We start from the raw sequence: 16774 nt of genomic DNA, 5'->3' as shown, positions 1-16774 counted from the left end.
CGGGCTCATGGCGGCAGGATCGAGGAGACGAGAAGCTGTGTGTATGGCTCGCGCGGATCGTCGAGCACCTGGTCGGTCAGGCCGGTCTCGATCACCCGCCCCTCCTTCATGACCATCACACGATGAGACAACAGCCGCGCTACCGCAAGATCATGCGTGACCACGATCGCCGCGAGGCCGAGCTCGTTCACGAGGCTGCGCATCATGTCGAGCAGGCGAGCCTGAACCGACACGTCGAGTCCGCCGGTCGGCTCGTCCATGAACACCAGCCGCGGCTCGGTAACGAGATTGCGCGCGATCTGCAGCCGCTGCCGCATGCCGCCCGAATAGGTGCGGGGCGCATCGTCGATGCGGGCCACGTCGATCTCGACCCGCTCCAGCCAGGACGATGCCGTCTGCCTGATCCGGCCGTAATGATTCCAGCCGACCGCCATCAGCCGCTCGCCGACATTGGCGCCGGCCGACACCGCCATGCGCAGCCCCTGCGCCGGGTCCTGATGCACATAGCCCCAATCGGTGCGGAACAGGAAGCGGCGCTCGGCCTCGCCGAGATCCGCGAGATCGCGCAGCACACCATCTCGCATGCGGTAGGACACGTGGCCCGCGCTCGGCGCAAGCTGCGCCGACAGCATCTGCAGCAGTGTCGACTTGCCCGAACCGGACTCCCCGACGATGGCGAGCACCTCGCCGGGATAGAGCACGAACGAGACGTCGCGGCAGGCTGCGAGGCGGCCATAGCTCTTCGACAGCGCCTCGGCGACCAGCAGCGGCTGATCGGACGTGCGGGTGACCTCAGACATGAGCGCCCTCCTTGTGCGGCGCGGCGTTTTGCGTGCCGCGATGCCCGGCAGCCTGGCGGCCCTCGCAATAGTCGGTGTCGGAGCACACGAACATGCGGCTGCCCTTGTCGTCGGTGACAATCTCGTCGAGGTAGGAATCCTCGGCGCCGCACAGCGCGCAGGGCGCATCGAACTTGTAGCGCGTGAACGGATGATCCTCGAAATCGAGCGACACCACCGACGTATAGGGCGGGATGGCATAGATCCGCTTCTCACGTCCAGCCCCGAACAGTTGCAGCGCCGGACAATTGTCCATCTTCGGATTGTCAAATTTCGGCGTCGGCGACGGATCCATCACGTAGCGCGCATTGACCTTGACCGGATAGGCGTAGGACGTCGCGATGTGCCCGAAGCGCGCAATGTCCTCGTACAGCTTGACATGCATCAGGCCATATTCCGCCAGCGCATGCATGCGGCGCGTCTCGGTCTCACGCGGCTCGAGGAAGCGCAACGGCTCCGGAATCGGCACCTGATAGACCAGCACCTGCCCCTCTTGCAGCGGCGCCTCGGGAATGCGGTGGCGGGTCTGGATCACGGTCGCGGCCTCTGTCGAGGTCGTCGTGGCCACGCCCGCGGTCTTGGCGAAGAACTTGCGGATCGAGATCGCGTTGGTGGTGTCGTCTGAGCCCTGGTCGATGACCTTGAGCACATCGTCGGGGCCGAGGATGGCCGCCGTGACCTGCACGCCGCCGGTGCCCCAGCCATAAGGCATCGGCATCTCGCGGCTGGCGAACGGCACCTGATAGCCGGGGATGGCGATCGCCTTCAGGATCGCGCGGCGGATCATCCGCTTGGTCTGCTCGTCGAGATAGGCGAAGTTGTAGGTCGGCGCGTTCATTCCGCGGCCTCCTTCAGTGCAGGCTCGGCATTGGCCTCGGCGAATTCCCGGCGCAGCTTGCGCAACAGGCCGAGCTCGGACTGGAAGTCGACGTAATGCGGCAGCTTCAGATGCTCGACGAAGCCCGTCGCCTGCACATTGTCGGAATGCGACAGCACGAACTCCTCGTCCTGCGCGGGTGCGACCAGATCTTCACCGAGCTCGCGCGCGCGCAGCGCGCGATCGACCAGCGCCATCGACATCGTCTTGCGCTCGCTCTGGCCGAAGGCGAGGCCATAGCCGCGCGTGAAACATGGCGGCTCGGTCGCGGAGCCCTTGAACTGATTGACCATCTGGCATTCCGTCAGCTCGATCGAGCCGAGCGGCACGGCAAAGCCGATCTCCTCGGCGAAGAATTCGACCTCGACCTCACCGAAACGGATCTCGCCGGCGAAAGGATGATTGCGACCGTAGCCACGCTGGGTCGAATAGCCGAGCGCCAGCAGAAAGCCCTCGTCGCCGCGCGCCAGATTCTGCAGGCGCAGGTCGCGGCCCGCAGGAAAACCCAGGGGATCGCGCGTCAGGTCGCCGACCGGCGCCCCCTCCACGGTCTGCGGCGACGGCTCGATCAGCCCGTCCTGGCCGAGGATATCGGTCACGCGCGGCGTCGGCGCATGCGACGCCTCGGCGAGCGCCGGCGCATCCGGATCGCTGGCCATTGCGAGTTGCGGATCGAGCAGCCGATGCGTGTAGTCGAAGGTCGGCCCCAGCACCTGCCCGCCGGGAATGTCCTTGAAGGTCGACGACACCCGCCGCTGCACCCGCATCGCGCCGGTATCGACCGGCTCAGTCGCACCGAAGCGCGGCAGGGTCGCGCGGAACGCCCGCACCAGGAAGATCGCCTCGATCAGATCGCCACGGGCCTGCTTGATCGCAAGCGCGGCCAGCTCGCGATCATACAGCGAGCCCTCGCTCATGACGCGATCGACCGCGAGCCCGAGCTGCTCCGAGATTTGCGCCAGTGAGAGCTCCGGCACATTCCGGTCGCCCCGGCGCTCATGCGCCAGCAGACGGTGTGCATTCTCGATGGCGCGCTCGCCACCCTTGACGGCGACATACATGCCTCAACCTCCTGCAGCGGCGAGCCGCGTCGTGCGCGGGATCGCGACCAGCGAACGGCCGTCGACCAGGATCACGTCGATGCCGCGTGGAAACAGAGCTTCGTTGATCGACAGCCTTGCGAACAAATCGGCGGGCGCGATCGATGCGCAAAGCGACACCGTGCCGTCGATCCCAGGCCCACGCAGCTGACACATCGGCCCGACGGAGAGACTCGCCACCTGCAACACCAGTGTCGTCGAGCGATCGGGATAGTCCGCGCTGCCGAGCGCGAAGCTGCGCAGATCCGGAAGCTGCTCTGGCGCTGCAACCAAGGCGAAGCTTGCGAGGGCGGGATCGGCGACGATCGGAGCCCCGGTGTGAAACTTCAGCCACGCCCCGATATCCGGCGCGCCCGACAAGGGGGCATCGAGCCAGATCGGCGTCTCCTGATCGAACAGCGTCAGGGCGATGGCGGCAACACCGGCCATCATCGACGGCGGCCGGCCGACGCCGTCCTCGACCTGCATCACCTGCCCCGGACGCGCCATGGCCTCCATCACCGTGCGGAAGGTCGCCTGCGCCGACAGCACCTTGTCGGCGAAGCCGGGCTGCAGCGCGTGATCCAAGCTCTGCATCATCCTTCTCCGCGAACCATCGTGTAGAAATCGACACGCGTGGCTGCCGCCTGCGCGGCCGCCTGATCCCGCGCCGCGCGCATCTCGGCCCGCAAGGGCGCTACGACCTTGGCCTCGATCGCACTGGCATGATCGGGTGATTGGATCAACGCGTCGCACAGCGCGATCAGCCGCGCCTTCTCGCCGTCACGGCCAAGCACATAACCGAAGCCGACCTCACCGCTGTGAAGACGGATGGCCGCCCGCGACACCGTGGCCTCGCCGAGATTGAATGGCGCACCATCGCCGCCGATGCGGCCGCGCACCATGACGAGACCGTTCTCCGGCGCACGCAGCTGCTGATAGGGCGGCAGAGGCAGCTCTGCCATACGCAGCGCGATGTCGGCTGCCGGCGCATGCGACAGCACTTGCATCGCCCCCTGGCGTCTCTCCTGCAACGTATTGCCGCTCATATTGCCGTCCATGTTGCCCCTGATGGCCACTGTCGATCTTGCCCGGCTCAAGTTGTCTATGATAATAGACAACTTGATAAGAGAGCGCCATGACTGTTTGATGACATGGACGTGATTTTCACCAGTGCAGGCGGGACGACCGAATGAGCATGCCGGACGCCGATTCAGGCGTGGCCCTATGGCGACGGGTCGCCGACGGCATCGAGCGCGACATCGCCGGCGGGCGGTTCGCGGCCGGCACGCGCCTGCCCGGGGAAACCGAGATCGCCGAGACCTATCGCGTCAACCGCCATACGGTGCGGCGCGCGCTGGCGATGCTGGCCGAACGCGGCTTGGTGCGGGCCGAGCGCGGCAGCGGCACCTATGTGGAAGCGCCCCGGCTGTCCTATCCGCTGCGCTCGCGCACCCGCTTTTCCGAGATCGTCGGCGCCGGTGGGCGCGAGCCGCGCGGACAGTTGATCGCGAGTTCGGAGGAGCCGGCAACGCGCGAGCTCGCCCGCGAGCTGGCCTTGAAGACCGGCGCGCCGCTGATCCGCATCGAGGCGTTGCGCTTCGCCGACAAGACGCCGATTTGCGTCAGCACCTCCTGGCTCTCGGCAGAGCGCTTTCCGGATGCCGCGCGGATCTTCGCGACAACCCGCTCGATGACGGCGCTGCTCGCGCATTACGGTATGCGCGACTACCGGCGCGGCAAAACGCGTATCACTGCGGCGATCGCGGACGCCAGCGATGCCGCGCGCCTGGACCTCGCGTTGGGCCGCCCGGTCCTGGTCGTCGAGAGCACGGACATCGACGCGGACGGCACGCCGCTCGTCAGCAAGCGCTCACGCTTCGCCGCCGAGCGTGTCACCTTCGAAGTGGAAGCTTAGCGCAAGGTTCTGCAACCGCGACCGCGGCGGTCAATCGATCAGCGTGCCGTCCGCGTTGAAGAACGGATGCGGCCCACCGAAATCGCCGATCGGGATCTGATGCGTGACCAGCGTGCCGAACGCCGCGCCGGGAAACCAGGCATGCAAATTGAAGGCCGGCGGCTCGATCCTGAAGGACGGCGGCTGGCGCTCAGCCAGATCGAGATCGACGGCGTGGTTCGGCGCAGGACAGATCGTACAGAGGACGCCGGCAAACCTCGTCAGCGTCGCCCGATGGACATGTCCGCACCCGATCAGCTGGACGCGCGGATGCCGCGCGACGATCTCGGCCAGGGCGTCGGCATTGCGCAGATTCTGCCGGTCCATGTGCCAGATGCCCGCGGCAAAGGGCGGATGATGCAGGAACAACAGCGCCGGCCTGTCCGCGCGGGCGGATAATTCGGCGTCCAGCCAGTGCAGCGTCTCGTCGCCGAGCTCACCATGCGGATGACCGGGAACGCTGGAGTCGAGAAGAAGCAGATCCAGATCGGCGAGCTCGACGCGCCGGTTCAGCGCACCGGACGGCATTGCGAAACAATGATCCGGAAAGGCAGCGCGCATCAGCGCGCGCGAATCGTGGTTGCCGGGAACGGCCACGAAGGGAATGGCGAGACCAGCCAGCAGGCTCTTGAGGTGATCATACTCTGCCGTCGACGGCGTGTCGGCGAGATCGCCGGAGATTACCACCAGATCGATCCGGGGGACGAACCTGTTCAGCTCATCGACGCAGCGGCTCAGCGCCAGCGCCGTATCGACCCGGCGATAGGCCAGATGTCCGGGCGCCTTGACGTGGAGGTCCGAGATCTGGGCGATGAGGATGGGGCTCTTCGTCATGGGTCAGCCTTCCGCGGGAAGCAGGCGAATCGAGTCCGCCGCGATGGAGAGGCCGATCCGCTCGCCCGCGCGCACATGGATCGTGTGCGGCACATCCAGCGCAAGCGGAATCGCGGCCGCGTCGCGCACGATGATGCGTTGACGGTCGCCGGCAAAACGAATGCTGTCGACGACGCCGGTGAGGCTCGCTTTGTCCGCATCCACGATCGCGATCGTCTCGGGGCGGACCATCGCCACGGCCTTGGCGCGAGTCGAACCGACCGGCTGACGACCGCCGGGCAGGATCAGATCGCCGCTCTCGATCGGGGCCTCGATGATATTGGCCGCGCCGACGAACTCCGCAACGAAGCGGTCGGCAGGGGTGAAGTAGATCTCGCGCGGCGTTCCGACCTGAGCGATCGCGCCCTTGCGCATCACCACGATGCGGTCGCCGAGCTCCATCGCCTCGGCCTGGTCATGCGTGACATAGATCGCCGTGATGCCCAGCGTGCGCAGCAGGCCGTTCAATTCGCCGCGCAGGCGCTCGCGCAGGGCGGCATCGAGCGCGGTCAGCGGCTCGTCGAGCAGCAGCACGCTCGGCCTGATGGCGACGGCGCGCGCCAGCGCGACGCGCTGCCGCTGACCACCGGACAGCTGATCGATGCGGCGATGTTCCAGTCCGCCCAGATTGGTCAGCGTGATCAGCTCGGCGACACGCGCCGCGCGTTCCGACCTCGACACGCCGCGGATCCTGAGCCCGTAGCCGATATTCTCCGCCACGGTCATGTTGGGAAACAACGCGTAGGATTGGAACACCATCCCGACATTGCGCTTCTCGATCGGCTGCCGCGTCAGATCCTTGCCGTCAAACAGCACGCGGCCGCCCGCATCGGGCATCTCCAGCCCGGCGACGATCCGCAACAGCGTGGTCTTGCCGCAGCCGGAGGGACCAAGCAGCACCAGCGTCTCGCTCTGCGCAATGTCGAGCGTGGCGCGCGCGAGCGCGCAGGTGCCGTCGGCAAAGGTCTTGCCGCAGTTCTCGACCTTCAGCGCCGCGCCATGGCGGATCATCATCGTCACTTCGCACTCCCCATCTCGCCGATCCATTGCATCGCCACCAACAGCGGAATGATCATGACGAAGAAGATCAACGTATAGGCCGAGGCCACTTCGAGCCGCATCGACGCGTAGCTGTCGGCGAGCCCGACCGGCAGGGTCTTGGTCAAGGGCGTGTGCAACATCCATGTGAGGTTGAACTCGCCGAGCGACAGCGTCACCACCATGAGGCTGCCGGCCAGGATGCCCGGCGCCGCATTGGGCACGATGACATCGACGAAACGGCGCCAGGGCGCGGCACCGAGCGATGCGGCGCCTTCATCCAGCGACTTGACGTCGATGCTGGCGAAGATGGCCATGACGGAGCGCACCATGAACGGCATCGTGAAGATGACATGGCCCGCAAGAATGAACAGCCACGAGCGGCGAAAGTTGCCGAAGCCGCCATAGGACAACAGCAGCCCGAGCGCCAGCGCGAGACCCGGAATTGCGACCGGCAAGGTGATGATCTCCTCGACCAGGCGAGCCAGCCGGCCGCTGCGGACATAGAGCGCGTAGGCTGCGGGAACGCCAACGACGAGCGTGACCAGCAGCGTCCCCAGCGCGATCGCGATCGAGGCCATGATCGTGCCGGCATAGAGATCGAAGACCTGGGCGACCCATTGCAGCGTGACGCCGGACTGGATGCCGCGGAAGTAGTTGACGGTCACGCCCGCCGCGATCGAAAGCGCGGCAGGCACGACGAGAAACGCCGCGACGATCAAGGTGAACAGAAGTTGCAGGGCGAAGATGATCCGGTCGCGCACGCGTCTATCCCGCCGCCGCAACGGAGTTGCCGGTAAAGGAGCGCGCCAGCGCCAGGATGAGCCAGGTCATCACGCCGAGCCCGACCGATAGCGCCGCCGACGTCGCGAGATTTCCGGCCAAAGTGAACTCCGTGTAGATCAGCATCGGCAGCACATCGATATTGGTGGCCAGAGTGAAGGCCGTTCCGAACGCACCCATGGCCGTGGCAAAGGCGATGGCACCTGAGGCCACAAGAGCCGGCGCGAGCGCCGGCAGGATCACGTCGCGCAGCACGGCGAAGGGCCCGGCGCCGAGCGAGCGCGCCGCCTCCGCAAGCCCCGGATCGACCTTCTGCGCCGCGGCCATGATGGTGAGGATGACGCGCGGGATCGAAAAATAGAGGTAGCCGAGGAACAGGCCATAGATCGAATAGGCGAAGACGAGCTTGTCTCCGGTCAGGCGCGCCGAGACATCGCCGATCAGCCCCTGGCGGCCGGCCAGCAGGATGATCATGAAGCCGATGACGACGCCGGGAAACGCCAGCGGGAATGTCAGGATCGCCACCAGAACCGCACGCCCGGGGAAGCGGTGACGCTGCAGGAACAGGCCGGCGATGGTTGCGATGATCAGCGTCGCGACGGTGGTCGCCGCCGCCAGCAGCACCGTATTCAGGAGCGTGGCGCGGTAGCGCGGCTCGACGAGAATCGCGAGATATTCGGCCAGCCCGCGTGGTCCTTCCGCACCGGTGACGAGCAGCCGCGCCATCGGCAGCAGAAAGAAGGCGGCCGTCACGGCCGCCAAAGGCAACAGGCAGATCCAGACGAAGGATTTGTGCGACATGAGATCACGGACGTCCCGCCGGCCAGGGCCGGCGGGACCTGGTCCTCCTTAGCGGACCTCGGACAGATAACGGTCGACGAACGCCTTCTGCGCCGTTTCCATGTCGCCCCAATTGACGCTCTTGGCACGGGCGTAGTCGCTGTCCGGCAGGAACTTGGTCTTGACGGCCTCGGGCAGCTCGATCGGACGTGCCGGACGCAGATAGGCATTCGTCCAGATCGCCTGGCCCTTGTCGGAGAGCAGGTAGTCGATGACCTTCTTCGCCTTGTCCTTGTCGGGCGCATTCTTCACCAGGCCGACGACGTAAGGAAACACCACCGAACCCTCGCAGGGAATCACAAACTCGAAATTGCCCTTCTCGGTGTATTTTGCGCGGTAGGCGTTGAAGTCGTAGTCGAACAGAATCGGGATCTCGCCCGAGACCACGCGCGCATAGGACGTCTGCTTCGGCACGATCGGATCGTTCTTGCTCAGGTCGTTGAAGAAGCTCAGAGCCGGATCGAAATTGGACTGCGAGCCGCCAAGCGCAAGATTGACCGCGACAGCGCCGACATAGCCGACAGCCGCCGAGCTCGGATCGAGATAGCCCACCATGCCCTTGTAGTCGGGCTTCAGCAGATCCTTCCAGCAGGCCGGGACCGGCTTCCCGCCGAGCGCGTCCTTGTTCACGAACAGGCCGAGCGTGCCGGAATGGATGGTGGTCCAATAGCCGTCGGCGTCCTTCAGACCGGCCGGGACCTGGTCCCAATTGGCCGGCCTATAGGCTTCCAGCGCATCCTGCGCCTTCGCCTTCATGCCGAAGGTGACGCCGAAATAGCCGATGTCGCCGACGGGATTGCTCTTCTCGGCGAGAATCTGGGCCAGCGCCTGGCCGGAGTTCTTGTTGTCGTGCGGGATGTCATAGCCGAGATCGGTCTTGATGGCCTTGAGCATCGAGGCCCAATCAGCCCATTCCGGCGGACAATTGTAGCAGATGACGTCAGCGGCTTTGGCTTGCTGCGACGGCGCCAGGACGACCAGCGCGAGCAGCGCAAGAACGAGGCGGGTGACCTTCATGACGTTGAAAACTCCGTATGTCTGGCACGGCGGCCAGTTCCGGAGCTTCCCCTAAAGGCGGCGCATGAAGGATTTGCGACAGCGCGTGCGGCGCACACAAGCGAGGCCGCACGCTCATCGTTTGCTTACGAACGACCTCTACCTTCAGCTGCCGACATGATCAGGCGACGGCGCGGCGGCCGATGATGGCGAAGCGCAGCTTGCCCGAGATCCAGTCGATCGCCGCGACCGCCACCAGGATCATCAGGATCAGGAACGACACCCGCTGCCATTCCAGCACGCGGATCTGCTCGGCCAGCTGCAGCCCGATGCCGCCCGCACCGACGATGCCGATGATCGTCGCCGAACGGGTATTGGATTCGATGAAGTACAACACCTGGCCGGCGATCACGGGAAGAACCTGCGGCAGGAGGCCGAAGCGGATCTCGTGCAGCGCGCTGCCGCCCGAGGCGCGCACGCCTTCGACCTGTTTCCTGTCCGCGCTTTCCATCGCTTCCGAGAACAGCTTGCCGAGCGCGCCGAAATCCGAAACGGCAATCGCGAGCACGCCGGCAAACGGGCCGAGACCGACGACATTGATCCAGACCAGCGCCCAGATCAGCGTGTCGACGCCTCGGATGGTGTCGAACAGCCGGCGCACCGGAAAGCGGAAGATCGCCGAGGGGATGATGTTGCGCGCTGCGAGCAGGCTGACTGGCAGCGCAAAACATGCGGCCAGCGTCGTGCCCAGCACGGCGATGGACAGCGTCTCGCCGAGGGCCTTCAGATAGATCGGCAGCGAGGCGCCGGGATCCGGCGGCAGCATCAAGAGCGCGATCCAGCCGAGTTGGCTGAGGCCCGACAGCATGCGCGACGGCGAGAATTCGAGATCGACAAGGCCGAAGACGAAGATCGCCAGTGCGAGCACCAGCACCAGCGGCGTCGCCAGCCGGGCGGACAGCGGCCGGTCGAAGATCTCGGGATAGCGCTCCCGGATCTGTTGCGAGTCGGGCGCCTGCTGACGGCTCATGAGCGGGCCTCCGCGCCAAACAACCGTCCGCGCAGCCAGCCGGTACTGATATCGATCAGGAACACCGTCAGCACGATCATGACGAGGATGGCGCTGACATCCGAGTAGTAGAATTTGCGGATTGCGACCACGAGTTCCTGCCCGATGCCGCCGGCGCCGACGAAGCCCATCACCGAGGCTTCGCGCACGTTGATTTCGAAGCGCAGCAGCGTGTAGCTGGAAAATCCGGCGATCACCTGCGGCAGCACCGCGAAGCGCATGCAGGACAGCCAGCTTGCGCCGGTCGCGCGAATGCCCTCGACCGGCTTCATGTCGGCGTTTTCGACCACCTCGGAGAACAGCTTGCCGAGCGCCCCACTGGAATGCACGGCGATCGCGAGCACGCCGGGGATCGGGCCAAGACCGAAGGCGATGACGAAAATCAGCGCGAACACGATGCCCGGCACGGTACGGGCGAATTCGAGCAGGCGCCGTACCACGAAGCGGATCCAGGGCGCCGGCGAGGTGTTCTCCGCGGCGAGGAAGTTGAGGCAGAATGCCACGACCATGCCCGCGATGGTGCCGACATAGCTGATCAGCAGCGTCTCGCCGAGCAGTTTGAGCCACTTCTTGAGGCCCCAGAACCATTCGGGAATGTTGGTCCAGACCCGCTGACCGTCATCGAGCGTGAAGATGCGATCGAAATAGCTGACGAAATTGCCGAAGTAGGTGTAGAGCGTCCGCAGATTGACCTCGGCGCCGACCGCCGCAACCAGCAGCACGGCGATGAACACCACCGCCGAGATCGCAAAGCGCAGACGACGGCGGAACACCGCCCGGCGATAGACGCCGTTCAGAGCCGCAAGTTGCTGGCTCGGCAGGATCGAAACGGCGACCGCCATCGGAGTTGTGCTGCTTCCGGTTCGGATGTGTCAGACGTGGGTTGACAAAGCTTGCTCGACCAACCTTGCGCAAGACAAGAGCCGGGTCTGTCCGACCCGGCTCTTGCTGGCATGATGTGTCGATCAGGAGGCCTTCTTGCGCAGGCTGTCGACGAACTTGATCAGGTCGATGGTGCCGTCCCAGTCCTTGGTCGTAGCTGGATTGAAGCCCTTCCGCTGGCCGTCGAACAGACGATCGTAGGCCGCCTTGTCCTTGGCTGGAGCTTCGAAGAAGGCCTTGGCGATCGCCTGCTTGGCGTCTTCGGGCAGGTCCGAGCTGTAGGCGTAGGGACCATTGATGATCGGCGCGGACTTGTAGATGATGCGGAAATCGTCCTTCTTCATCGGCGAACCATCGGCGTTCTTCAGCATGCCCTTGGTCAGCATCTGCGCCAGCGTCGAGTCGTTATCGCTGGTCCACTGGTTCGCCGCGACGTCGACGGTGCCCTGCGCCAGCGCCAGGATCGCATTCTCGTGGCTGCCGGTGAACACGACCTTGCCGAAATAGCCATCGGCATTGGTGATGCCCATCTTGTTCAGCTCGAAACGCGGCACGTTGTTGCCGGAGGTCGAGTTAGGATCGACCAGGCCGAGATTCTTGCCCTTGAGGTCCTCGACCTTCTGATAGGGACTGTTGGCCTTGACGAAGAACACAGAGTAGTAACCGGTGCTGCCGTCGCCATTGATGTCGTTGGCGAAGGCGTCGATCTTGACACCAGTCAGCCGGGCGCGGGCGAACGAGGCCGAGCCATAACTTGCGATGTGGATATTGCCGGCGCGCTGCCCCTCGATCACGGCTGCATAGTCGTTGGCGATGCGCAGCGTGACCTTGGTACCGAGTTCCTTGGATAGATAGTTCACGAACGGCGTCCACCGCTCAGTCACACCGGACGCATTCTCTGCCGGAATGATAGCAAAGGTCAGCTCTGGATACTTCGCCCTCCAATCTTCAGCGGAGGCCGAAGCGGTGAACGCCAGCGCAGCGACGCCCGCGAGAACGATGCGACGATTGATCATGAATTGCCCTCTTGTTGCAGTAAATAACAGACCTCGTCCTCAGCACCTGCGGAGATCCAAGGTCGCAGAAAATTCCTGTCGTCAGGCCACGGCGGCTTCGCCGAGCGCCGGCACGGTTGCCGCCGGCGCCGGATGAGCCGCTCCCATGACCTCGTCAGCCTCGAGGTCGTAGAGTTCGCGCGCAATCTGCGCCGTCAGGGCCGCGGGCACATCGTCGAAAACGACCCGCCCCGTGGCCATGCCGATCAGGCGATCGCAATAGCTCCGCGCCAGATCCAGCGAATGCAGATTGCAGATCACGGTGATGCCGAAATGCTTGTTGATGCGCAGCAGCGCATCCATCACGATCTTGGTATTGCGCGGATCGAGCGAGGCAATCGGCTCGTCGGCAAGAATGATCTCAGGATTCTGGACCAGAGCGCGCGCGATCGCGACACGCTGTTGCTGGCCACCGGACAATTGATCGGCGCGCTGCGCGGCAAGCGCAGCCATGTCGAACTGCTCAAGGGCCGACAGTGCCATGGCGACGTCCTCCGCCGGCCAGAGCTGTGCCAGCGAGCGCCACGACGGAATCTCGGCCAGCCGCCCCATCAGCACGTTGGTCAGCACGTCGAGCCGGCCGACGAGATTGAACTGTTGAAAGATCATGGCGGAGCGTGCGCGCCACTGCCGCAACTCGCGACCACGCAGCGCGGTCACGTCGAGGTCCTTGAAGAGGACGCGCCCGGAGGTCACCGGGCTCAGGCGATTGATCGAGCGCAGCAGGGTCGACTTGCCGGCCCCCGATCGGCCGATCACGCCGACAAAACTGCCGGGAGCAATAGAGAATGATGCGTTGTCGACCGCGGCTTTCGTGCCGAAGCGGCACGTCAGGCCATCCACCACCAGCATAGAATTCTCCAGACGCCTCGCTTTGTCGCTATCGCTAGCGTCCGGATTCTACAGATATGTGACAGTCACGCTGCGCTGCGACGATCATCCACACATCCGGCGTCATGCGGCTGTCACGCACTCGTCATAATGAGGCATCATCCACCGCAAGGTACCGCACACAGAGCGCGAGATGGCCGGCAAATCACTTTCGACCGAACCAACTGTTGATCCCTCGGCCAAGCTCCAGGACGTGAAGCTCGGCATCTATTGCGAGGTCGGCGCCCGCACCATCCTGCAGGAGGTGACGTTGGGCGACTATTCCTACGTCGTGAACGACTCCCAGATCACCTACACGACGATCGGCAAGTTCTGCTCGATCGCGGCAATGACCCGGATCAATCCCGGCAATCACCCGATGCACCGCGCGACCCAGGCCCACTTCACCTATCGCGCCAGCGCGTATTTTCCCGGCGAGGCCGATGATGCGGAGTTCTTCACGTGGCGCCGGGAACATCACGTCGAGATCGGCCATGACGTCTGGATCGGGCATGGCGCAATCGTGCTGCCTGGGCGCAACATCGGCACCGGCGCCGTGGTCGCTGCGGGAGCCGTGGTCACCAAGGATGTGCCGGCCTATACGATCGTCGCCGGCAACCCGGCCCGGCCGATCAAGCGTCGTTTTCCGGTCGAGGTCGAACAGCGTCTGATGGATCTCGCTTGGTGGGATTGGGACCACGCGGCGCTGCGCCGGGCGCTGCCTGATTTCCGGCGGCTCGAGATCAGCGCCTTCCTGGACAAATATGAAGCCGCTCTCGACGGCGGCCGCGCGCTGCGGCAGAGTGCCGCCCCATGACCGACATCTCGATTTCCAACGGCCGTTGCCTGATCGGCTCCGACCTCGTCGAAGCATCGCTGCTCGTCGCCAACGGCGAGATCGCTGCGATCGATCCCCGCCGCCCGCCATCGGGCATGGCACTCGACGCGCGCGGACTGACCGTGCTGCCCGGCATTGTCGACATCCACGGCGATGCCTTCGAGCGGCAGATGATGCCGCGCGCCGGCGTCGATTTTCCGATCGACGTGGCCCTGATCGACAGCGACCGGCAGGCGGTCAGCAACGGCATCACGACAGTGTTTCATGCCACGACCTGGTCGTGGGAGCCGGGCCTGCGCAGCGCCGGAAATGCGCGTCGCCTGCTCGAGGCGATCGAAAGCCTGCGGTCGCGGCTTGCCGCGGACACCCGCTTCCATCTGCGCCACGAGACCTACAATCTCGACGATGAGGACGAGATCCGCCAATTGCTCGCGGCGCGGCGCATCGACCTGTTCGCCTTCAACGACCACATGGACTCGACGGTCGCGAGCCTCGAAAAGCCGCACAAACGCCAGCGTATGGTCGACCGCACCGGCCTGTCCGGCGATGATTTCGACCGCCTCGTCACGCGCATCGCATCGCGCGGTGACGCCGTTCCGACGTCCATTGCCCGGTTGGCGGAAGCCGCGCGCGCGGCCGGCGTGCGGATGTTGTCGCATGACGACGATAGCCCGGAGATGCGCAAGGCGTTTCGCTGCCAGGGCGTGACGATCGCCGAATTTCCGGTCAATGAAGCGACGGCGCGCGAGGCTGCCGGCGGCGGCGATGCGATCGTCTTCGGCGCGCCCAATGTGGTCCGCGGCGGCAGCCATACCGGCTGGACCAAGGCGAGCGACATGATCGCCAAGGGCCTGTGCTCGGTGCTGGCGTCGGACTATTATTATCCGGCACCCCTGCTCGCCGCGTATCGCCTCGCGGCCGACGGCATCTGTCCGTTGCCACGCGCCTGGGAGCTGATCTCGGCCGGCCCGGCCCGAGCGGCAGGCTTGTCCGATCGCGGATCCCTCGCGGAAGGCTTGCGCGCGGATATCATCCTCATTGACGACAGCGACGCGTTGCGTCCGCGTGTCGTGGCCGTGGTGGCATCGGGACGCCTGGTCTACCTGACCGAGGCCGCTCGCCTCCACGCCGTCGCCGTGCCGCGCGCGGTCGCGGCGGAGTGAGCCACCGATGACAGGCTTCCCGCGCTACGCGATCTACTACACGCCACCGGCCGACACGGCACTGAGTGCGTTCGGGGCCGACCTACTCGGCTACGACGCCTGGACCGGCCGCGATCGTCCTTGTCCGGACGACGTCGTCAACGACGTCCCGGACTGGGCCGAGCTCACCGCCGACGCGCGCAAATACGGCTTTCACGCGACGCTGAAGGCGCCGTTCAGTCTGGCCGAGACGCGCAGCGAGCGCGAATTGTGCGACGCCTGCGCCGGCTTCGCTGCGGCTCCAAGAACGGTTCCGATGATCCGGCCGGTGGTGGACGCGATCAGCGGCTTCGTTGCCGTCATTCCGGGCGAAGTCTCGCCGGCCCTGCAGGATTTCGCCGCTGAATGCGTGCGCGCCTTCGAACCGTTTCGCGCGGCCATGACCGCGGAGGATCGCGCGCGCCGCAAGCCAGAGCTGCTCTCGCCGCAGCAGCGCGCGCACCTCGATCGCTGGGGCTATCCCTACGTCATGGACGATTTTCGGTTTCACATGACGCTGACGTGCCGCCTGTCCGACGAACGGCGCCGACCGATCCTCAGCATGCTGCAAGCGCGCTACGCGGCGCTCGGCATCACCTCGCTGGCGATCGACAGGATTGCGCTATTCTGTCAGCCGACCCCGCGCAGCCGTTTCAGCATCCTTGCAAGCTGGCGGATCGCGGACCGATGATTGCGCTCACACCGCCTTGGTCAGGGCACCATCGATAATGAGGTTGGTTCCCGAAATCCGGCTCGCCAACGGACTGGCCAACATCACTACGCCGAAAGCCACCTCCTCCGCAGTTCCCATGCGACCGGTCGGGTTCAGGCCCATCGCCGTCTTGAACAGATCAGGCGAGCCGTTCTCGATGTTTTGCCAGATGCCGCCTTCGAAGTAGGTGTTGCCGGGCGACACGGCATTGACCCGAATGCCCTTGCCGACGAGCTGATGCGCGAGCCCCTTCGCGTAATGCAGCAAGGCGCCCTTGATCGCACCATAGGATCCCGCGGCAAAATCGACTTCAAATCCGGAGACGCTGGAGATGATGATGATCGAGGCCGATGGCGACTTTTCCAAATAGGGGATGGCCGCCGCGACCGCATTGACGGTATGCATCATGTCGGTGCGGAAGGATTTCTCCCAGGTCTCCGGCGTATCACCGACGGCGAGCGCGCTCACATTGCAGACCAGGCAGTCGATGCTGTCGAACGCCTTGGCGGCGCCATCGACCCAGCCCTTGAGCGCGACGGGATCGGCGACATCGATGCCCTGCCCCCAGGCCTTTCCACCGCTGCCCGTGAGCTTCGTCACCACCGCGCCGACCGCCTCGGCATCGCGCCCGCAGATGGCGACGTTCGCGCCCTCAGCGGCAAACAGCTCCGCAATCGCGCGCCCGATGCCTTTGCTGCCACCGGTCACCAGCACGCTTTTGCCGGTCAGCCCGAGATCCATGATGCTCTCCCCTACGGCTTCACGCCCGTCTGCGAGCTCGATCATCATGGCCGGCGCGCACGGCACCGATGACCAACCGGGAGCTGTGCGCCTCGACGACCAAGCGACATGATGACCAAGCGAAAACTTGCGAGGAGGTTACGG

Annotated in this window: 19 protein-coding genes; 4 read left to right on the top strand and 15 right to left on the bottom strand. The window is 65.1% G+C overall.

Going from position 1 to position 16774, the window contains the following annotated elements; genetic code table 11:
- Window positions 1-5: 5 nt before the first annotated feature.
- From phnK to phnG, 5 genes are read right to left on the bottom strand one after another with little or no spacing between them, the layout of a single operon-like run.
- Window positions 6-800 (bottom strand): phosphonate C-P lyase system protein PhnK, encoded by a 795-nt coding sequence (gene phnK, locus HL671_RS25790; RefSeq protein WP_012045746.1) that lies wholly within the window; start codon window positions 798-800, stop codon window positions 6-8.
- Window positions 793-1677 (bottom strand): alpha-D-ribose 1-methylphosphonate 5-phosphate C-P-lyase PhnJ, encoded by an 885-nt coding sequence (locus HL671_RS25785; protein ID WP_012045747.1) that lies wholly within the window; start codon window positions 1675-1677, stop codon window positions 793-795. The genes phnK and HL671_RS25785 overlap by 8 nt, the downstream gene beginning before the upstream one ends.
- The gene (locus HL671_RS25780; RefSeq protein ID WP_012045748.1) at window positions 1674-2777 is read right to left on the bottom strand and encodes a carbon-phosphorus lyase complex subunit; all 1104 of its coding nucleotides are present in this window, start codon (window positions 2775-2777) and stop codon (window positions 1674-1676) included. Before HL671_RS25780 ends, HL671_RS25785 begins: the two co-directional genes overlap by 4 nt.
- Before the next feature lie 3 nt (window positions 2778-2780).
- Window positions 2781-3392, bottom strand: coding sequence for a phosphonate C-P lyase system protein PhnH (gene phnH, locus HL671_RS25775; RefSeq protein WP_172239946.1), 612 nt, complete (start codon window positions 3390-3392; stop codon window positions 2781-2783).
- The gene (gene phnG / locus HL671_RS25770; RefSeq protein ID WP_172240135.1) at window positions 3392-3844 is read right to left on the bottom strand and encodes a phosphonate C-P lyase system protein PhnG; all 453 of its coding nucleotides are present in this window, start codon (window positions 3842-3844) and stop codon (window positions 3392-3394) included. The genes phnH and phnG overlap by 1 nt, the downstream gene beginning before the upstream one ends.
- A 143-nt stretch (window positions 3845-3987) precedes the next feature.
- Here phnG and phnF point away from each other — a divergent pair, with 143 nt between their 5' ends.
- Window positions 3988-4713, top strand: coding sequence for a phosphonate metabolism transcriptional regulator PhnF (phnF, locus tag HL671_RS25765; RefSeq protein ID WP_172239943.1), 726 nt, complete (start codon window positions 3988-3990; stop codon window positions 4711-4713).
- A gap of 30 nt (window positions 4714-4743) precedes the next feature.
- Here phnF and HL671_RS25760 read toward each other — a convergent pair whose 3' ends face one another.
- The 9 genes from HL671_RS25760 to phnC form a co-directional block, all read right to left on the bottom strand.
- Window positions 4744-5586, bottom strand: a complete 843-nt coding sequence (locus tag HL671_RS25760; RefSeq protein WP_172239940.1) for a phosphodiesterase — start codon at window positions 5584-5586, stop codon at window positions 4744-4746.
- A gap of 3 nt (window positions 5587-5589) precedes the next feature.
- Window positions 5590-6639, bottom strand: a complete 1050-nt coding sequence (locus HL671_RS25755) for an ABC transporter ATP-binding protein (RefSeq protein WP_172240132.1) — start codon at window positions 6637-6639, stop codon at window positions 5590-5592.
- 2 nt (window positions 6640-6641) lie between these two features.
- On the bottom strand, window positions 6642-7427 hold the full coding sequence (locus HL671_RS25750; protein ID WP_172239938.1) for an ABC transporter permease: 786 nt from the start codon (window positions 7425-7427) through the stop codon (window positions 6642-6644).
- A gap of 4 nt (window positions 7428-7431) precedes the next feature.
- Entirely contained in the window at window positions 7432-8247 is an 816-nt protein-coding gene (locus tag HL671_RS25745; protein ID WP_172239935.1) for an ABC transporter permease, read from the bottom strand.
- 48 nt (window positions 8248-8295) lie between these two features.
- Window positions 8296-9303: an ABC transporter substrate-binding protein gene (locus HL671_RS25740; RefSeq protein ID WP_172239932.1), complete on the bottom strand. Its 1008-nt coding sequence runs from the start codon at window positions 9301-9303 to the stop codon at window positions 8296-8298.
- Between the two features lie 160 nt (window positions 9304-9463).
- Window positions 9464-10312, bottom strand: a complete 849-nt coding sequence (phnE, locus tag HL671_RS25735) for a phosphonate ABC transporter, permease protein PhnE (RefSeq protein WP_012045757.1) — start codon at window positions 10310-10312, stop codon at window positions 9464-9466.
- Window positions 10309-11193: a phosphonate ABC transporter, permease protein PhnE gene (phnE, locus tag HL671_RS25730; RefSeq protein ID WP_012045758.1), complete on the bottom strand. Its 885-nt coding sequence runs from the start codon at window positions 11191-11193 to the stop codon at window positions 10309-10311. Before phnE (HL671_RS25730) ends, phnE (HL671_RS25735) begins: the two co-directional genes overlap by 4 nt.
- 123 nt (window positions 11194-11316) lie before the next feature.
- The gene (gene phnD / locus HL671_RS25725; protein ID WP_172239930.1) at window positions 11317-12249 is read right to left on the bottom strand and encodes a phosphonate ABC transporter substrate-binding protein; all 933 of its coding nucleotides are present in this window, start codon (window positions 12247-12249) and stop codon (window positions 11317-11319) included.
- An 81-nt stretch (window positions 12250-12330) separates the two neighbouring features.
- Entirely contained in the window at window positions 12331-13140 is an 810-nt protein-coding gene (phnC, locus tag HL671_RS25720) for a phosphonate ABC transporter ATP-binding protein (RefSeq protein WP_012045760.1), read from the bottom strand.
- 172 nt (window positions 13141-13312) lie between these two features.
- Here phnC and HL671_RS25715 point away from each other — a divergent pair, with 172 nt between their 5' ends.
- Genes HL671_RS25715 through HL671_RS25705 form a run of 3 tightly spaced genes read left to right on the top strand, consistent with a single transcriptional unit; the run spans window position 13313 to window position 15868 of the window.
- Window positions 13313-13975, top strand: a complete 663-nt coding sequence (locus tag HL671_RS25715; RefSeq protein WP_012045761.1) for an LbetaH domain-containing protein — start codon at window positions 13313-13315, stop codon at window positions 13973-13975.
- Window positions 13972-15159, top strand: coding sequence for an alpha-D-ribose 1-methylphosphonate 5-triphosphate diphosphatase (locus tag HL671_RS25710; protein ID WP_172239927.1), 1188 nt, complete (start codon window positions 13972-13974; stop codon window positions 15157-15159). The genes HL671_RS25715 and HL671_RS25710 overlap by 4 nt, the downstream gene beginning before the upstream one ends.
- Before the next feature lie 7 nt (window positions 15160-15166).
- The gene (locus HL671_RS25705; protein ID WP_012045763.1) at window positions 15167-15868 is read left to right on the top strand and encodes a DUF1045 domain-containing protein; all 702 of its coding nucleotides are present in this window, start codon (window positions 15167-15169) and stop codon (window positions 15866-15868) included.
- A 6-nt stretch (window positions 15869-15874) separates the two neighbouring features.
- Here HL671_RS25705 and HL671_RS25700 read toward each other — a convergent pair whose 3' ends face one another.
- Entirely contained in the window at window positions 15875-16630 is a 756-nt protein-coding gene (locus HL671_RS25700; RefSeq protein WP_012045764.1) for an SDR family NAD(P)-dependent oxidoreductase, read from the bottom strand.
- Window positions 16631-16774 lie beyond the last annotated feature (144 nt).

It is taken from the genome of Bradyrhizobium denitrificans, from assembly GCF_013179005.1.
Taxonomy (GTDB): Bacteria; Pseudomonadota; Alphaproteobacteria; order Rhizobiales; family Xanthobacteraceae; genus Bradyrhizobium; species Bradyrhizobium denitrificans.
The sequence above is the reverse complement of the archived record's forward strand: the minus strand, read 5'-3'. Positions and strand labels throughout refer to the sequence as shown.